This window comes from Cupriavidus pauculus, assembly GCF_008801835.1.
Lineage (GTDB): Bacteria > Pseudomonadota > Gammaproteobacteria > Burkholderiales > Burkholderiaceae > Cupriavidus > Cupriavidus pauculus.
This window is the reverse complement of the sequence record NZ_VZOW01000001.1, coordinates 22,361-38,517: the sequence shown is the minus strand read 5'-3', so window position 1 is coordinate 38,517 and position 16,157 is coordinate 22,361. Positions and strand designations below refer to the sequence as shown.

Genomic DNA, 16,157 nt, shown 5'->3' with positions numbered 1-16,157 from the left:
CTTTTTGTGACAGGACCGCTTACACGCCGAGATAGCGATCCAGCGCGGCGGGTGCAGCGGCAAGTTCCACCGCTGGCGCCGCCATCACGACCGCGCCCTTCTCCAGCACCACCACGCGCTCGGCATGCGCCAGCACCGCGCGGTAATTGCGATCCACCACGATCGAGGCGATGCCGGTGGCGCGGATCCTGGCGATCACGCCCCAGATCTCGTGCACGATCTTGGGCGCCAGCCCTTCGGTGGCCTCATCAAGGATCAGGCAGTCCGGATTGGTCATCAGCGCGCGGCCGATCGACAGCATCTGCTGCTCGCCGCCCGACAACTGCTGCCCGCCATGCGACAGCCGCTCCCGAAGGCGCGGAAACAAGTCCAGCACCCGTGCTTCGTCCCAGTCCTTGCGCCCGCCAATGCCGGGCCGCGCCGCCATCAGCAGGTTTTCGCGCACGCTCAGGTTCGGAAAGATGCCGCGCCCTTCCGGCACGTAGGCGACGCCAAGTCGCGCCACTTCATGGGGCCGCGCGCGCGACATGTCGCGCCCGGCCACGTGGATCCGACCGTCACGTTCGCGCACTTGTCCCAGCAGCGTGCGCAACAGCGTGCTCTTGCCCATGCCATTGCGGCCCAGCAGCCCCACTGTTTCGCCCGCGCCCACGCGGAAGTCCACGCCGCGCAAAACATGGCTCGATCCGTACCAGGCGTGGATGGCGGTGGCGTCGATGATGGCGTCGCTCATGCGCGCGGCTCCCCATGCGTGTCGCCTTCTTCGCCAAGATAGGCCAACTGCACCTCGCGGTTGGCGCGGATGCTGGCGGGATCGCCCGACGCGATCACGGTGCCGTTGACCATCACGGTGATGCGGTCGGCCACGGCGAACACGGCTTCCATATCATGCTCGACGAGCAGGATGGCATGTTCTTCGCGCAAACCGCGCAGCAGTTCCAGCATGCGCGACGACTCCTCCGCACCCATCCCGGCCAGCGGCTCGTCCAGCAGCAACGCCACGGGCTCCGTGGCCAGGCACATCGCCACCTCCAATTGCCGCTTCTGGCCGTGGGCGAGTTCGCTGGCCAAGCGTTCCGCGTGCGCGGCCAGCCCGGCCCGCTCGAGCGCGTCGTCGGCAAGGCCGCGGCTGGTGCGGCAGGCCTGCGCGGGCTCCCAGAAACGCCAGGCGCGCTGGGCGCGCGATTGCGCCGCCAGACGACAGTTCTCGCGCACGGTCAGCGGCAGGAAGATGTTGTTGCGTTGATAGCTGCGGCCCACGCCGTGTCGCGCCAGCTTCGGCTGCGGCCAGCCGGTGACGTCCTGCCCCTGCAGTTGCAGGCGCCCTTCCGTCGGCGGCAATTCGCCCGACAGCATGTTGATCAGCGTCGATTTGCCTGCGCCATTGGTGCCGATCACGGCGTGGATCTCGTTCAGGTGCAATGACAGATCGACCTGGTTCACCGCCGTCAGTCCGCCAAAACGGCGCGACAGCATATGCGCTTCCATGACTGGCGCGGACATGCCTGGACTCATATCGCCTCCCGGCTGCGGGCATTGGACTCGGCAGTATCCGGGCCGCGGCGCACGCGGCGAGGCGCACGCTGCCGCACCACGGCCGGCACGCTGACCAGCCCGCGCGGCAGCAGCGCTACGGCGGCGATGATGAAGGCGCCCATCAGCAATTGCCAATGCTTGGTCAGCGCTGCCGACCATTCAGCCAGCAGCACGAACGAGAAGGCCCCGAGCACCGCCCCCGCCAGGCTGCCGACGCCGCCCAGGATGACCATCAACATCGCGTTGCCGGATTGATGCCACGAGGCGATCTCCGGATTCACGAAGCCAAACTGGATGGCATAGAGATAGCCGGCCAGCCCGGCCAGCATGCCGCCCACTACAAAGGCGCCCAGTTGATAGCGATACGTGGCGTAGCCGGCCGCCCGCATGCGCTGCTCGTTATGGCGAATGCCCACCAGCGCGTGGCCGAAGCGCGAGCGCAGGATCAACGCCAGCAGCCCCACCGTCAGCACCAGCGCCGCCAGCACCAGCCAATAGAACTGCACCGGCTCGTTGACGGTCAGCGGACGCGCCGAAAACAGCCCGAATTCGGGCCGGAAATAGATATAGGTGCCGTCGCTGCCGCCCGCGATCTTGGTGTCGTGGAACACGAAATAGACCATCTGCGCAAACGCGAGCGTGACCATGATGAAGTAGACGCCGCGCGTGCGCAGTACCAACGCCCCGACCACCAGCGCCAGCGCACCGGCTGCGCCCACCGCGCCGAGCATCAGCAGCCAGCCGTTGCCCGCGCCGCTCTGGGGCGCAAGCAGCGCCGTGGCGTAGGCGGCCATCGCAAAATACGCCGCGTGCCCCAGGCTGACCAGGCCTGTATAACCGATCAGCAACTGCAGCGACAGCGCAAAGATCGCCATGATCATGACTTTGCTGAGCAGCTCGATGTAGTACTTGTCGCTGTCGGCGGTCAGCAGCGCGGGCACGGCGCACAGCAGCGCCAGGGCCAGCATCCAGCCCATGGCCGCAAGCCACGCGGGCCGTCGCACGGGCTGTGGCGAAGGCGTCGAAAAATCCGTTTGCATGTGAGGTTTTCCAACTCAGCCCGCGCGGAACAGCCCTTGCGGCTTCCACAACAGGATCATGGCCATCAGCAGATACACGAGCACGCCCGCCCCGTCCTGCCAGAAGACCTTGCCGAATGTATCGACAAAGCCGATCAGCAGCGACGCCACGAGCGCGCCCTTGACCGATCCGATACCGCCAATCACGACCACCACGAAGCAGATGATCAGCACCTGCCCGCCCATGCCCGGATACACCGACGACACCGGCGAGGCGATCATCCCCGCCAGCACGGCCAGCGCCACGCCGAGTGCGAACACGAAGCGATACAGCATGGTCACGTTGATGCCGAGCGACTGCACCATCTCGCGATTGGTGGCGCCGGCGCGAATCATCATGCCCATGCGGGTGCGGCGGATGACGTAGTACATGGCCCCGGCCACCAGCAGGCACACAGCGGAAATGAACAAGCGGTAGACCGGATAGGTCATGTCGTTGCCGATCGGCAGCGCACCGTCGAGCAACGCCGGCACCGGCACGCCGTGCACATCATCACCGACCAGGATGCTGCGCAATTCCTCGAAGACAAGGATCAGGCCATAGGTCATCAGCACTTGTTGCAGATGGTCGCGCTGGTACAGGTAGCTGAAAAACGCCCATTCCAGAACGTAGCCGAACACGATGGCCAGCACTACGCCCAGCGGCAGCGCAATGAACAGGTTGCCGGTCAGGCTGGCCAGCGTGAACGCCAGGTAGGCGCCCAGCATGTAGAAGCTGCCATGGGCGAGATTGATCACGCCCATGATGCCGAAGATCAGCGTCAGCCCACTGGCCACCAGGAACAGCAGCAAGCCGTACTGGACGCTGTTCAGGCACTGGATCAGGAATGAAACGATGTCCATCGCGATGCCTGTTGCCGAAGCCTCTTGCCGAAGAAATATGTCATCGCGGCCCCGTTACAGCCGGCAGCCGCGCGCCGGATCGGCCAGCGACTTGACGGCCACGCTGCTGAGCTTGTTCTCGCGGCCATCGACCTTGCGCAGATAGAAATCCTGCACCGGGTTGTGCGCGCGGGACAGCGTGAATGCGCCGCGCGGGCTGTCCACCCGGGCCGCCTCCATCGCCTTGATGACCTCGGCCTTGCGCGTCATGTCGCCCTTGACCGCATTGGCGCCCGCGGCCAGCAGTTGCGCGGCGTCGTAACCCTGTACCGCGTAGACGTCCGGTTGCAGCTTGTAGGTCTTGGCGTAGTCCAGGCGGAACGTCTTGTCGCGCGCATTGGTCAGGCCGTCCGCGTAGTGCAGCGTGGTTTCCAGCCCCTGCGCCGCGGCGCCCTGCGCTTCGAGCGTGCCGTCGGTCAGGAAGCCCGATCCATAAAGCGGAATCTTGTCCTTCAGGCCGGCCGCCTGCCAATCCTTGACGAACTTGACCGCGCCGCCGCCCGCGAAGAACACGAATACCGCATCCGGCTTCAGCGACGCCACCTCGGTGATCAGCGCCTGGAATTCGACGTTCGGGAATGGCAGGCTCAATTCCTTGATCACCTTGCCGCCCTTGGATTCGAACGCCTCCTTGAACCCCTTGACCGACTGTTCGCCAGCCGCGTACTTCCAGGTGAGCGTCACCACCTTCTTCATGCCCCGTTCGGCCAGTACGTGGCCCATGGCGTAGCCCGGCTGCCAGTTCGAAAACGACGAGCGGAAGATGTTCGCGCCGCACAGCGGGCCGGTGGCTTCGTCGACGCCGGCGTTCGGAATGATCAGCAGCGTGTTGTTTTCCTTGGCCACCTTGACGATGCCCATTTGCACGCCCGAATGGACGGTGCCGACCACCACGTCGACCTGGTCGCGCCGGATCAGCTTGGTGGCATTCTCGGGCGCCTTGGCCGGATCCGATTCGTCATCGACCTTGAAATACTCGACATCGCGCCCGCCCAGCTTGCCGCCCTGCTGGCCGACATACATGCGAAAGCCGTTCTCGATCGCCGTGCCCAACGCCGCATACGTGCCGGTGTACGGCAGCATGAAGCCGACCTTGAGCTTGCCGCCGGATGCGGCCGGTGCGGCTGGAGCGGCAGTTTGGGCGATGGTGGCGGTGCCGGCGGCCATGAGCGCGGCGGCGCCCAGCGAAACTGTCAGACGACGCGCGTGCAGCAGCCTGCGCAATGCATTGCGATGCATGGATTTCCTCCTGGTGGTCTACAGCCGTCGGCCCCGTACGGCATCGATTCCAAGCGGAACCGGCCATCGGCGCGAATTATTTTAGGATTGAAGTATGTGTGGTTATAAACGCCACGCTCGCCGCCGTCAATGCGCCCGCCTGATCGCGGTGTGGCGAATGCCCACAGCGCGCGAGTTTAAGCAGCACGGTCTGCGGGGCATATCGATGGATACCCTCGATCTGGGCCATCGTGCCGTACTCGTCGTCCTCGCCCTGCACCGCCAGCACCGGGCAGCGGATATCGGCCAGCAGCGGCCTCAGATCGAAGCGCCGAAATGCCGGATCGAGCCAGATATCGTTCCAGCCCCAGAATGCCGAATCGACGTCCTGATGATGACGCGCCAGCCGCGCGCGCAAGTCGGTGTGCAGATAGGTGTCGCGCGTGATTGCGATACTGCGCACCGACAGGTCCTCGACGAAGATATGCGGCGCCAGCACGGTGAGCCCGTCCACGGCGTCTGGAAAGCTGGCGCCGTAGATCAGTGCGATCGACCCGCCATCGCTGTGGCCCAGCAGCCAGGGCTTGCCGTGGCGCCGCCCCACGCCGATGTCGAGCGCATCGAACAGGGCTGGCAGCATCTCGCGCGCCTGCCGGTGCATGAAATCGACGCCCCATTTCTCGTCGTGCGGCCGCGGGGTGGACCGGCCATAGCCATAGCGCGAGATCACCAGTCCGCGAAAATCACCGGCATCGCAAATCTGCTGCGGGAAGTCGCGCCACATGCTGATGGACCCGAGGCCTTCATGCAGGAACACCACCAGCGGCCGCTGCATCCGCGTCTCACGCAGCCACTGGTATTCGATGTCGATCTGCCGGCCGTCGAACGGAATGCGAACGGTGTCGCTGCCCATGATTGCGTCGCTCATGAAAGGCGCGCGGCTTCCTCGCGCTGGCGCAGCCGGAAGCGCTGGATCTTGCCGGTTGCGGTCTTGGGCAATTCTTCCACGCATTCGATCTGGCGCGGGTACTTGTACGGTGCGAGCCGGCTTTTCACAAACGCCTGCAGTTCAGCGGCCATGCCGTCGTGCCACGTCTGACCCGGCTTCATCACCACGAACGCTTTCGGCTTGATCAAATCGTCGGCATCGGCCACGCCGATTACCGCAGCTTCCAGCACCGCTGGATGTTGGGCAAGCACGGCCTCGACCTCGAACGGCGACACATAGATGCCACCGACCTTGAGCATGTCGTCGCTGCGACCCGCGTAGGTGAAATAGCCGTCGGCGTCGCACACGTATTTGTCGCCGCTGCGCGTCCACTCACCGACAAAGGTATCGCGGCTCTTGTCGCGATTGCCCCAGTACATCAGCGCCGCGGACGGTCCCTTGATATACAGATCGCCGATTTCGCCAGGCGCGCATGCTTTGCCCTGCTCGTCGAGCAGCTTGAGCTGGTAGCCCGGCACCGGCTTGCCCGTGGTGCCGTAGCGCACCTCGCCAGGGCGGTTCGATAGAAAGATATGCAGCATTTCCGTGGAGCCGATGCCGTCGAGAATGTCGCAGCCGAAATGCGCCAAAAACCGGTCGCCGATATCGCGCGGCAACGCCTCGCCTGCCGATGTGCAGACGCGCAGCGCCACGCTGTCGCGAGACGGCAGATCGACGGCGGCCAGCATGCCGGCAAACAGCGTGGGCACGCCGCAGAACACCGTGGGCCGATGCGCGACCAGCCGCTGGAACACGGCCTGCGGCGTCGGCCGCTCCGCCATCAGCACGGTGGTCGCGCCAACCGAAAGCGGAAACGTCAGCGCATTGCCCAGCCCGTAGGCAAAGAACAACTTGGCCGCGGAAAACACCACGTCGTCCTCGCGAATGCCAAGCACCCGGCGCGCATAGAGATCCGCGGTATGGAACAGATTGCCGTGCGTATGCACGGTGCCTTTGGGCCGGCCGGTCGATCCCGATGAATACAGCCAGAACGCCATGTCGTCGGGTCCGGTGCTGGCGACGTCCGATGCAGGCGCGTTGTCGGCCACCATGCGCGACACAGACTGCGCGACGCCCGCGCCGTCATCGACGCCCCCGGCGTACGGCGCGGCGACGATGACCTCGGGCTGCATTCCGGACTTGTCGATCGCAGCACGCATGGCCGGCAACAATGGCGTGGACACCACCACTGCGCGCGCGCCGCTATGTTCGAGCATGTACGCATAATCCTCGACGGTCAGCAGCGTGTTGACAGCAACCGGCACCACGCCGGCCAGCAGGCAGCCGAGAAAGACTATCGGAAAGTCGATGGTGTCGAGCGCGCACAGCAGCACGCGCTCTTCGCGCCGAAAACCAGCCCGACTCAGCGCGGCCGCAAAACGGCGGCAGCGCGCGTCCAGCTCGGCATAACTGAGGCGTTCCGTATCGTCGATATAGGCAATACGCGCGCCGCGCCCAGCGTCCAGATTGCGCCCGAGCAGATCGGCGGCAGCGTTGTAACGCGCGGGCAAGACCGTTATTGCGTGCACGTCCGGCGCGGACGAATGCGGCGGCTGCGCGGGTACTGAAGATACGGCGGATACAGCGGAAAGCGCGTGCCCAGCCGGATTGGCTGCCGGCGCGGCACTGGTGATCGGGGGCGTCATGTCTCCACTCCTCGAGCCGTCCGGAGCGTCGCCTGGGAGCAGCGCACGACGGTACGGCTTTCAGCACTTTGTCTTCTTGTACCGACAGCCAAGGGGCTACGCTGCCGTGATGATGCATTTTATTTCACATCGACTATTATGCAAGCAAGGGTATGCACTATAGAACAGCCGAAAGCCGCGCCGCCCGGAAATTTGCTGCACGTATAATGCGCGACGCCGTCCCCGCTATCCCGCCCCGCCGCCCTTTTTTCTGGCTTATTCCGCATGCGCCGCGATCCCCAGCCGCTCCTGACTTCCGACAGCCCCGCCGAGCATCGCGCCGACCCGCGCACCAGCGGCGAGCGCGATCCCTATCTGACGCAGCTTGGCGAACGCATCCGCTCGTTGCGGGCCGCGCGCGGCATGTCGCGCAAGGATCTGGCGCGCGGCGCCGAGGTGTCCGAGCGCTATCTGGCCAATCTGGAAACGGGCACCGGCAATGCATCGGTATTGCTGTTGCGCCAGGTGGCGGGCGCGCTCGACGTGCCGCTGCCAGTGGTGCTGGCCGAAGTCGACGGGCACGCCGATCCGGCTGGGCAGAACGCGCATCGCGCCGCCGAGTTTTCGCAACTGGTGCAATGGCTGGCGCAGTTGCCGGCCAACGATCTGGCGCGCGTACGCGAGGCCGCGCGCCAGGCGCTTTCGCCGGCGGAATCGCGCGACGCGCGACACCGCCGTATCGCGCTGATCGGCCTGCGCGGCGCCGGCAAATCGACGCTGGGACGCGCCCTGGCGGCCGCCGAAGGCGTGCCGTTCGTCGAGCTCAATGCAGCAATCGAGCAGGAAGCCGGCGCAAGCCTTTCCGAGATCCATTCGCTGTATGGCCAGGCAGCCTACCGCCGCTACGAGATCCGCGCGCTCGAGCGCGTGCTGCGCGAACACACGACCATGGTGCTGGCCACGCCGGGCAGCCTGGTGTCGGAGCCGGCTACATTCAACCTGCTGCTGGCGCGCTGCTTCACCGTGTGGGTAAAAACCACGCCGGAAGAACACATGGCGCGCGTGGTGGCGCAGGGCGACATGCGGCCCATGGAAGGCAACCGCGAAGCCATGGCGGACCTGCGCCGCATCCTCCAGGCGCGCTCGCCCCTCTATTCACGCGCCGATATCGCGATCGACACCAGCGGCCAGGACGCCGCGTCGTCGCTTCTCGCGCTACAGACCCAGTTGCGCGCCAAGACTAGCTGATCGTTAGACCCGCCGTCGGGCGGGCTTTCCGACTGAACCTGCCATGACGTGAGCGATGCGTATCAACGCGCATCGCCGGCCTTGCGTCGACCTTGCGTCGATCGTTTCGATGCACTATATTTCATCTCCAATGATAAGGCACTATAGTGCATTAAGGAGACAGCCCCCATGTCGACAACGGACCTCGCCGCGCACGACCCGGTCACGTTCGAGCGCCATCCCGAGCAGTATCGCCACTGGCAGCTGACGTTCGACGGCCCGATTGCCACCCTGGCCATGAACGTGGACGAAGAAGGCGGCCTGCGCCCCGGCTACGCGCTGAAGCTCAATTCCTACGACCTCGGTGTCGACATCGAACTGCACGACGCACTGCAGCGCATCCGCTTCGAGCATCCCGAAGTGCGCACGGTCGTGCTGACCAGCACGAAGGAGCGCATTTTCTGCTCAGGCGCGAACATTTTCATGCTCGGCAAGTCAAGCCACGCGTGGAAGGTCAATTTCTGCAAATTCACCAACGAGACGCGCAACGGCATCGAGGATGCCAGCCGGTATTCGGGCATCAAGTTCATCGCCGCATGCAACGGCACGACGGCTGGCGGCGGCTATGAACTGGCGCTGGCATGCGATGAGATCATCCTGATCGACGACCGCTCGTCGGCGGTCAGCCTGCCGGAAGTGCCCTTGCTGGGCGTGCTTCCCGGCACCGGCGGGCTCACGCGCGTGACCGACAAGCGCCGCGTTCGTCGCGATCACGCCGATATCTTCTGCCTCACCACGGAGGGCGTGCGCGGCCAGCGCGCCAAGGACTGGCGTCTGGTGGACGACGTCGTCAAACCGGCGCGCTTTACGGAACACGTGCGCGAACGTGCGCAGGCGTTGGCCGCGCAGAGCGACCGCCCGGCCGGCGAACGCGGTATCACGCTGACGCCGCTGGCACGCCAGAGCGACGCGGCCGGGTATCGCTATGACACCGTGCGCGTCGAGATCGACCGCGACGCGCGCCACGCCACCATCACCGTGGCCGCGCCGATCGGCGATCAGCCCCGGGATCTCGCCGCGATCGTCGACGCCGGCGCGCAGTGGTGGCCGCTCAAGATGGCGCGCGAGCTCGATGACGCCGTCCTCACGCTGCGCACCAATCATCTCGACATCGGCATGTGGATCCTCAAGACCGAAGGCGACGCCGCGCAGGTGCTGGCAGCCGACGCGCTGATGGATGCCCACGCCGGTCACTGGTTTGTGCGGGAGACCATCGGCATGCTGCGCCGCACGCTGGCGCGTCTCGATGTGTCGTCGCGCAGCCTGTTCGCGCTGGTGGAACAGCGGTCGTGCTTTGCCGGCACGCTACTCGAACTGGCGCTTGCCGCCGATCGCAGCTACATGCTGCAGTTGCCCGATGCGCCCGACGATGCTCCGCGCATTTGCGCGGGCTCCGCCAACTTCGGCCGCTATCCGATGCCCAACGGGCTGACGCGGCTGGCCGCGCGCTTTTACGAGGATGCGCAGGCAATCGAGGCGGTGCGCGAGCAGGCGGGCAAGCCGCTCGATGGCGCCACGGCGGAGGCGCTTGGACTGGTGACCGCCGCGCCCGACGATATCGACTGGGAAGACGAGATCCGCATCGCCATCGAGGAGCGCGCGAGCTTGTCTCCGGACGCGCTGACCGGGCTGGAGGCGAATCTGCGCTTTGGCGGCCAAGAGACCATGGAGACGCGCATCTTCGGCCGGCTGACCGCGTGGCAGAACTGGATTTTCAATCGCCCGAATGCGGTCGGCGAGCATGGCGCGCTCAAGGTGTTCGGCACCGGCAACAAGGCGCGCTTCGACTGGGACCGCGTCTGACAACGCCCCTCGATCCACTGAAAAAACGATAACGGAGACGCCACGATGAGCATCGACTACAGCCAGAAGATTCCCAACAATGTGAATCTTTCCGAGGATCGCGCGCTGCAGCGCGCGCTGGAACACTGGCAGCCCGCGTTCCTGGACTGGTGGCGCGACATGGGCCCGGACGGCTCGCACAATTTTGACGTGTATCTGCGCACTGCTGTATCGGTCGATCCATCGGGCTGGGCGCATTTCGATCATGTGAAGATGCCCGACTATCGCTGGGGCATTTTTTTGCAGCCGGCCGATGCCGATCGCAAGATCCATTTCGGCGAGCACAAGGGCGAGGCCGCGTGGCAGGAAGTGCCGGGCGAACACCGCGCCAACCTGCGCCGCATCATCGTCACGCAAGGCGATACCGAGCCGGCGTCGGTGGAACAGCAGCGGCACCTTGGACTCACCGCGCCATCGCTCTACGACCTGCGCAACCTGTTCCAGGTGAACGTCGAGGAAGGCCGCCATCTGTGGGCGATGGTGTACCTGCTGCATCGCCATTTCGGCCGCGACGGCCGCGAGGAAGCCGAGGCGCTGCTGGGCCGGCGCTCCGGCGATGAGGACAATCCCCGCATCCTGGGCGCTTTCAACGAACGCACGCCGGACTGGCTGTCGTTCTTCATGTTCACGTACTTCACCGATCGCGACGGAAAATTCCAGTTGTGCGCGCTGGCCGAATCGGGCTTCGATCCGCTGGCGCGCACCACGCGCTTCATGCTGACCGAGGAAGCTCATCACATGTTTGTTGGCGAGTCGGGTGTGTCGCGCGTCATCCAGCGTACCTGCGAGGTGATGCGCGAACGCGACATCCAGGACCCCGCCGATGTCCGCGCGGCCGGTGTGATCGACCTCGAAACGATCCAGCGCTACCTGAACTTCCACTACAGCGTGACGATCGACCTGTTTGGCGCCGACCAGTCGTCCAACGCCGCGACGTTTTACAGCGCGGGGCTCAAAGGCCGTTTCGAGGAAGGCAAGCGCGCCGACGATCACCTGCTCAAGAACGACGTGTACCGCATCCTGGAAGTCAAAGACGGCAAGCTCGGCGAACGCGAAGTGCCAATGCTCAACGCGCTCAACGAAGTGCTGCGCGACGACTACATCAAGGACTCCGTGGGCGGCGTGGCGCGCTGGAACAAGGTGATAGAAAAAGCCGGCATTGCGTTCCGCCTGAGCGTGCCGCACAAGGCATTCAACCGCAAGATTGGCTCGTTCGCCAATGTGCACGTGTCGCCCACCGGCGAAGTGATCGGCGAGGCCGAGTGGCGCGCCAATCAGGACAAATGGCTGGCCACCGACGAGGACCGCAGGTTCGTGGCGTCGCTGATGGGGCGCGTGGTGGAACCGGGCAAGTATGCCAACTGGATCGCCCCGCCGGCCGTTGGCATCAATCGCCAGCCCGCGGATTTCGAATACGTGCGTTTCAACTGAATGGCCGGAACACCAAAGATCATGGGCGCCCCCGACATCATCAAGCAACATCTGATCGATCCGGAAATCTGCATTCGCTGCAACACTTGCGAAGACACCTGCCCGATCGATGCCATCACGCACGACGACCGCAACTACGTCGTCAAGGCGGACGTCTGCAACGGCTGCGGCGCATGTCTGTCGCCCTGCCCGACCGGCGCCATCGACAACTGGCGCACGATGTTCAAGGGCCAGGCGTATTCCATCGACGCCCAGTTCGGCTGGGACGAACTGCCAGCCGAGGTGCCGCTGCCCGAAGCCGAGATCGATGCGGCGGCGGCCAGCGGACAGGCCGTCGAGCAGGCCGCCCAGACGCCGGAATCGCTGACGCTGCAGCAGGTGCACACCAGCCGCCATACGTCGCCCAAGGCGCCGTGGTCGGCCGCGCACCCATATGTGAACCTGCACGGCGTACGCGCACCGGTGACCGCGACTGTCGCCGGTAACTACCGTCTGACCGAAGCCGATGCGTCGAGCGACATCCATCACATCGTGCTCGATTTCGGCAACCACTTTTTCCCGGTGCTGGAGGGCCAGGCGATCGGCGTGGTGCCGCCCGGGGTGGACGAATCGGGCAAGCCGCACTACATCCGCATGTATTCGGTGGCCAGCCCACGCGACGGCGAGCGGCCCGGCTACAACAACCTCGCGCTGACCGTGAAGCGCGTGGTGAGCGATCACGACGGCAATCCGGTGCGCGGCGTGGCGTCCAACTTCCTGTGCGATCTGGGCAAGGGCGACAAGGTGGAGGTGGTGGGCCCGTTCGGCAACACCTTCCTGATGCCCAACCATCGCGAGGCGAGCGTGATGATGATCTGCACCGGCACCGGATCCGCTCCCATGCGCGCCATGACCGAACGCATGCGACGCAACATGGCCGATTTTGGCGGACGCCGGCTGTTGTTCTTCGGCGCGCGCAACCGTCGTGAACTGCCCTACTTTGGTCCGCTGCTAAAGCTGCCGCGAGACTTCCTCGATATGCATTTCGCTTTCTCGCGCGACCCCGAAGCGCCGCGGCGCTATGTGCAGGATGCGATTCGCGAGGCTGCGGCAAGCGTGGCAGCTCTGCTCGGCGATCCACATGGCTACGTCTACATCTGCGGGCTGAAGGGGATGGAGGAAGGCGTGCTGGAAGCGTTCGGGCAGGTTTGCGCCGCGGCGGGGCAGTCGTGGCCCGACATCGAGGCGCAACTACGTGCGGAGGGGCGGCTGCACATCGAAACCTACTGACCACCGCGTGGGGGCGTTGTGTGCGCCGCGCCGCGATTTGCGTCTTCCCAACTGAAATCGGGCTCCTATAATGTTTCTCAAGAAACAGGAGCGAGGCGATGCAATCGAGGCAAATCCCGCAGCCCGAAACCGGCGGCAGCCCCGACCCCGGCGTGACGCTGACCAAGGCCGTCATGCGCGCGGCGGGCTTTCTTGGCATCAGCCAGGCCATCGTCGCCAGCGTGCTCGGCATCAGCACCGCCTCGGTTTCCCGCATGGCCTCGGGCGGCTATGTACTCGATACGCATCGCAAGGAATGGGAATTCGCGGTGCTGTTCGTCAGGCTGTTCCGCTCGCTCGACGCCATCCTGGGGCATGACGAGCAGGCGCGGCTGTGGCTGACGCATGACAATCTCGCGCTCGGCGGCAAGCCGCTGGAGCTGATCCGAACCACCGAGGGCTTGGTCCGTGTCGTTCACTACCTGGACGCCACCCGCGGTCGCATCTGAGCGCAAGCCCTTTGCGCTCACGCTGTGGCGCGCCGTCGAGGCACAGCACGTGGCATCGACCATGCCGCTGGTCGACAGCCTCGACGAACAGGCGGTGCTCGAAGCGGTGCTGGACGCCGGCAAGCCCGCCGTGCCGCCTGAGGCACGTCATCTGCACTACCTGATATTCACGCCGTTTCGCTATCCGGCCAGCGCATCGGGCTCGCGCTTTCGCAGCAACCACGACCCAGGCGTGTTTTATGGGGCCCAGACCATCGGCACCGCGTGCGCGGAGCTCGGTTACCTGCGCTGGCGCTTTCTGCTCGACTGCCCCGATCTGCCACGCATCGACGCGCGCCCACAGACGCTGTTCCAAGTGGGAGTAAAAACGGAGGGCGTGGCGCTGGACGCACCACCGTTTCTGCAGGATGCGTCGCAATGGGCCGATCCCGACGATCACAACGCCTGCCAGGCATTTGCCGCGATCGCCCGCGAGGCGCGCGTCGGCCTGATCCGCTACGCTTCGGTGCGCGACCCCGGGCACGGCGTCTGCGCCGCGGTGCTCTCCCCGCGCGCGTTCGATCCGCCGCAGCCGCTGGCCACCACCACGTGGATGCTCACGGTGCGCCGCGAGCGCGTGATCTGGCAGCGCGACGACCTGCAGCAGCGCGACAGCTTCGAATTCGAAAGCGCGATGTGGGAAGGCCTGCCGCGACGCACAACAGATCGCCCGCAAACGGGTTGAACGCTCGGCGCCAGGATCGCTCCAATGCTTGTGTGCGTGGCAATTTGATGATGGGTGAAGTTTCTGTTGCATTGCGCCAACAGCTAACCTATAATCACCTCTTCGACGGACGCGGGGTGGAGCAGTCTGGCAGCTCGTCGGGCTCATAACCCGAAGGTCGCAGGTTCAAATCCTGCCCCCGCAACCAACCGATTTTCCCGTCGCACAGCAAACCCGCCATTGGCGGGTTTTTTGTTTTCCGCGCGCATCTGCGCTTCCCGACGAAGCGGCATGCGGCAGCGTCCCGCCGCCTGGCAAGACACGGGCCGCGCGCATGGCCCAGCACGGGCAGGCACGCGTCGCGGTGATACACTTGGCGCCATTCTTCCCGGACGCTCCCCATGAAATTCTGCTCGAACTGTGGTCATGCGGTTGTGTTGCGCGTGCCTGACGGCGACAACCGCCCGCGCAGCGTATGCGACGGCTGCGGCACCATTCATTACGTCAATCCGCGCAACGTGGTCGGCACGATTCCGGTCTGGGAAGACAAGATCCTGATCTGCAAGCGCGCCATCGAACCGCGCTACGGCTTCTGGACCCTGCCCGCGGGCTTCATGGAAATCGGCGAGACCACGGCGCAGGCCGCATCGCGCGAAACCCTCGAGGAAGCAGGCGCGCGCGTGGAAGTGGGCGAATTGTTTTCGCTGCTCAACGTGCCGCACGTCCACCAGGTGCACCTGTTCTATCTTGCCAGGCTGCAGGATCTGGATATCGCGCCGGGCGAGGAAAGCCTCGAAGTGAAGCTGGTCGACGAAGCCGACGTGCCGTGGGACGACCTGGCCTTCCCGACCGTCATTCATACGCTGCGCTGCTTCTTTGCCGATCGTGCGGCCGGCAGGATCGCCGACGGCAACTTCCGCCTGCACACACTCGATATCGACAAGCCGATGCGGCCGCTCACGAGCCGCGCCACGGTCACGCCCTGAGCGCGGCCGCGCCAGATTACCCGCATGATCACCTGGCTCGACCCGCACGACCCGTTTCCGCCGGTCGAACGTGCGCTCGGCCCCGCCTCTGACGCGCCGGGGCTGCTCGCGGCCAGCCGGGACCTCACGCCCCAGCGTCTGCTGCTGGCGTACCGGCAGGGCATCTTCCCCTGGTATTCGGACGGCCAGCCCGTGCTGTGGTGGAGCACCGACCCGCGCATGGTGCTGCGGCCCGAGGCGTTCGCGGTGTCGCTTTCGCTGCGCAAGACGCTGCGGCGCGTACTGCGCGATCCGGCGTGGGAAATTCGTGTCGACGACGACTTTGTGGCAGTCATGCGCGCCTGCGCGATGACACCGCGCGACGGGCAGCTCGGGACCTGGATCACTGACGAGATCGTCGATGCCTACAGCGTGCTCCATCGCGCCGGTCTCGCGCACTCGGTAGAGACTTGGTATCAGGGCGCGCGCGTGGGCGGCCTTTATGGCGTAGCGCTGGGCCGCATGTTCTACGGCGAATCGATGTTTGCCCACCGCACCGACGCTTCCAAGATCGCATTGGCCGCCCTGTGTGCATTCCTCGTCCAGCACGCTGTGGCCATGATCGACTGCCAGCAGGAAACCGAGCACCTGGCCTCGCTGGGCGCCCGGCCGATACCCAGGGCAGACTTCGTGGCCCACGTGAAGACGGCCAGCGCCAGTCCGGACATCAACCCCTGGCGCTTCGACAAGTCGGTGCTGGCGCGCTGGGCGCATCCGCCGCTTTCCACCCCCACCTTCGACTGACCCCCCCGGGGTGCGTCACGCGCCCCTTTTTCGTCTTTCG

The 16,157-nt window shown here is 65.3% G+C and carries 15 protein-coding genes and 1 tRNA gene; 9 read left to right on the top strand and 7 right to left on the bottom strand.

Annotated features, from left to right (window positions below; all coding sequences use genetic code 11):
• Positions 1 to 19: 19 nt before the first annotated feature.
• The 7 genes from F7R19_RS00185 to F7R19_RS00155 form a co-directional block, all read right to left on the bottom strand.
• A complete protein-coding gene (locus tag F7R19_RS00185; RefSeq protein WP_150978981.1) occupies positions 20 to 733 on the bottom strand; it encodes an ABC transporter ATP-binding protein in 714 nt (237 codons plus the stop codon).
• A complete protein-coding gene (locus F7R19_RS00180) occupies positions 730 to 1,503 on the bottom strand; it encodes an ABC transporter ATP-binding protein (protein WP_150978980.1) in 774 nt (257 codons plus the stop codon). The genes F7R19_RS00185 and F7R19_RS00180 overlap by 4 nt, the downstream gene beginning before the upstream one ends.
• Positions 1,504 to 1,511: 8 nt before the next feature.
• Entirely contained in the window at positions 1,512 to 2,576 is a 1,065-nt protein-coding gene (locus F7R19_RS00175; RefSeq protein WP_061957482.1) for a branched-chain amino acid ABC transporter permease, read from the bottom strand.
• A 15-nt stretch (positions 2,577 to 2,591) separates the two neighbouring features.
• Positions 2,592 to 3,458, bottom strand: a complete 867-nt coding sequence (locus tag F7R19_RS00170) for a branched-chain amino acid ABC transporter permease (protein ID WP_061957481.1) — start codon at positions 3,456 to 3,458, stop codon at positions 2,592 to 2,594.
• Positions 3,459 to 3,512: 54 nt separating this feature from the next.
• Positions 3,513 to 4,736, bottom strand: a complete 1,224-nt coding sequence (locus F7R19_RS00165; RefSeq protein WP_150978979.1) for an ABC transporter substrate-binding protein — start codon at positions 4,734 to 4,736, stop codon at positions 3,513 to 3,515.
• 76 nt (positions 4,737 to 4,812) lie between these two features.
• The gene (locus F7R19_RS00160; RefSeq protein ID WP_150979268.1) at positions 4,813 to 5,628 is read right to left on the bottom strand and encodes an alpha/beta fold hydrolase; all 816 of its coding nucleotides are present in this window, start codon (positions 5,626 to 5,628) and stop codon (positions 4,813 to 4,815) included.
• Between the two features lie 11 nt (positions 5,629 to 5,639).
• Positions 5,640 to 7,349: a benzoate-CoA ligase family protein gene (locus tag F7R19_RS00155; protein WP_150978978.1), complete on the bottom strand. Its 1,710-nt coding sequence runs from the start codon at positions 7,347 to 7,349 to the stop codon at positions 5,640 to 5,642.
• 264 nt (positions 7,350 to 7,613) lie between these two features.
• On the opposite strand from F7R19_RS00155, the gene F7R19_RS00150 reads away from it, so the two are divergent.
• The 9 genes from F7R19_RS00150 (at position 7,614) to aat (ending at position 16,117) form a co-directional block, all read left to right on the top strand.
• A complete protein-coding gene (locus F7R19_RS00150) occupies positions 7,614 to 8,576 on the top strand; it encodes a helix-turn-helix transcriptional regulator (RefSeq protein WP_150978977.1) in 963 nt (320 codons plus the stop codon).
• Positions 8,577 to 8,744: 168 nt separating this feature from the next.
• The gene (boxC, locus tag F7R19_RS00145; RefSeq protein WP_150978976.1) at positions 8,745 to 10,418 is read left to right on the top strand and encodes a 2,3-epoxybenzoyl-CoA dihydrolase; all 1,674 of its coding nucleotides are present in this window, start codon (positions 8,745 to 8,747) and stop codon (positions 10,416 to 10,418) included.
• 45 nt (positions 10,419 to 10,463) lie between these two features.
• Complete coding sequence (gene boxB / locus F7R19_RS00140) at positions 10,464 to 11,888, top strand: benzoyl-CoA 2,3-epoxidase subunit BoxB (RefSeq protein WP_061957475.1); 1,425 nt, start codon at positions 10,464 to 10,466, stop codon at positions 11,886 to 11,888.
• 21 nt (positions 11,889 to 11,909) lie between these two features.
• Complete coding sequence (gene boxA, locus F7R19_RS00135) at positions 11,910 to 13,157, top strand: benzoyl-CoA 2,3-epoxidase subunit BoxA (protein WP_150978975.1); 1,248 nt, start codon at positions 11,910 to 11,912, stop codon at positions 13,155 to 13,157.
• A gap of 98 nt (positions 13,158 to 13,255) precedes the next feature.
• The gene (locus F7R19_RS00130) at positions 13,256 to 13,645 is read left to right on the top strand and encodes an antitoxin Xre/MbcA/ParS toxin-binding domain-containing protein (protein ID WP_150978974.1); all 390 of its coding nucleotides are present in this window, start codon (positions 13,256 to 13,258) and stop codon (positions 13,643 to 13,645) included.
• Positions 13,605 to 14,369 carry an RES family NAD+ phosphorylase gene (locus F7R19_RS00125; RefSeq protein ID WP_211922694.1) on the top strand — a complete coding sequence of 255 codons (765 nt, stop codon included), beginning with the start codon at positions 13,605 to 13,607 and terminating at the stop codon, positions 14,367 to 14,369. Before F7R19_RS00130 ends, F7R19_RS00125 begins: the two co-directional genes overlap by 41 nt.
• 110 nt (positions 14,370 to 14,479) lie before the next feature.
• A tRNA-Met gene (locus F7R19_RS00120) sits at positions 14,480 to 14,556 on the top strand.
• Positions 14,557 to 14,749: 193 nt separating this feature from the next.
• Positions 14,750 to 15,334 carry an NUDIX hydrolase gene (locus F7R19_RS00115; RefSeq protein ID WP_061959661.1) on the top strand — a complete coding sequence of 195 codons (585 nt, stop codon included), beginning with the start codon at positions 14,750 to 14,752 and terminating at the stop codon, positions 15,332 to 15,334.
• Between the two features lie 24 nt (positions 15,335 to 15,358).
• On the top strand, positions 15,359 to 16,117 hold the full coding sequence (gene aat, locus F7R19_RS00110; protein WP_150978973.1) for a leucyl/phenylalanyl-tRNA--protein transferase: 759 nt from the start codon (positions 15,359 to 15,361) through the stop codon (positions 16,115 to 16,117).
• Positions 16,118 to 16,157 lie beyond the last annotated feature (40 nt).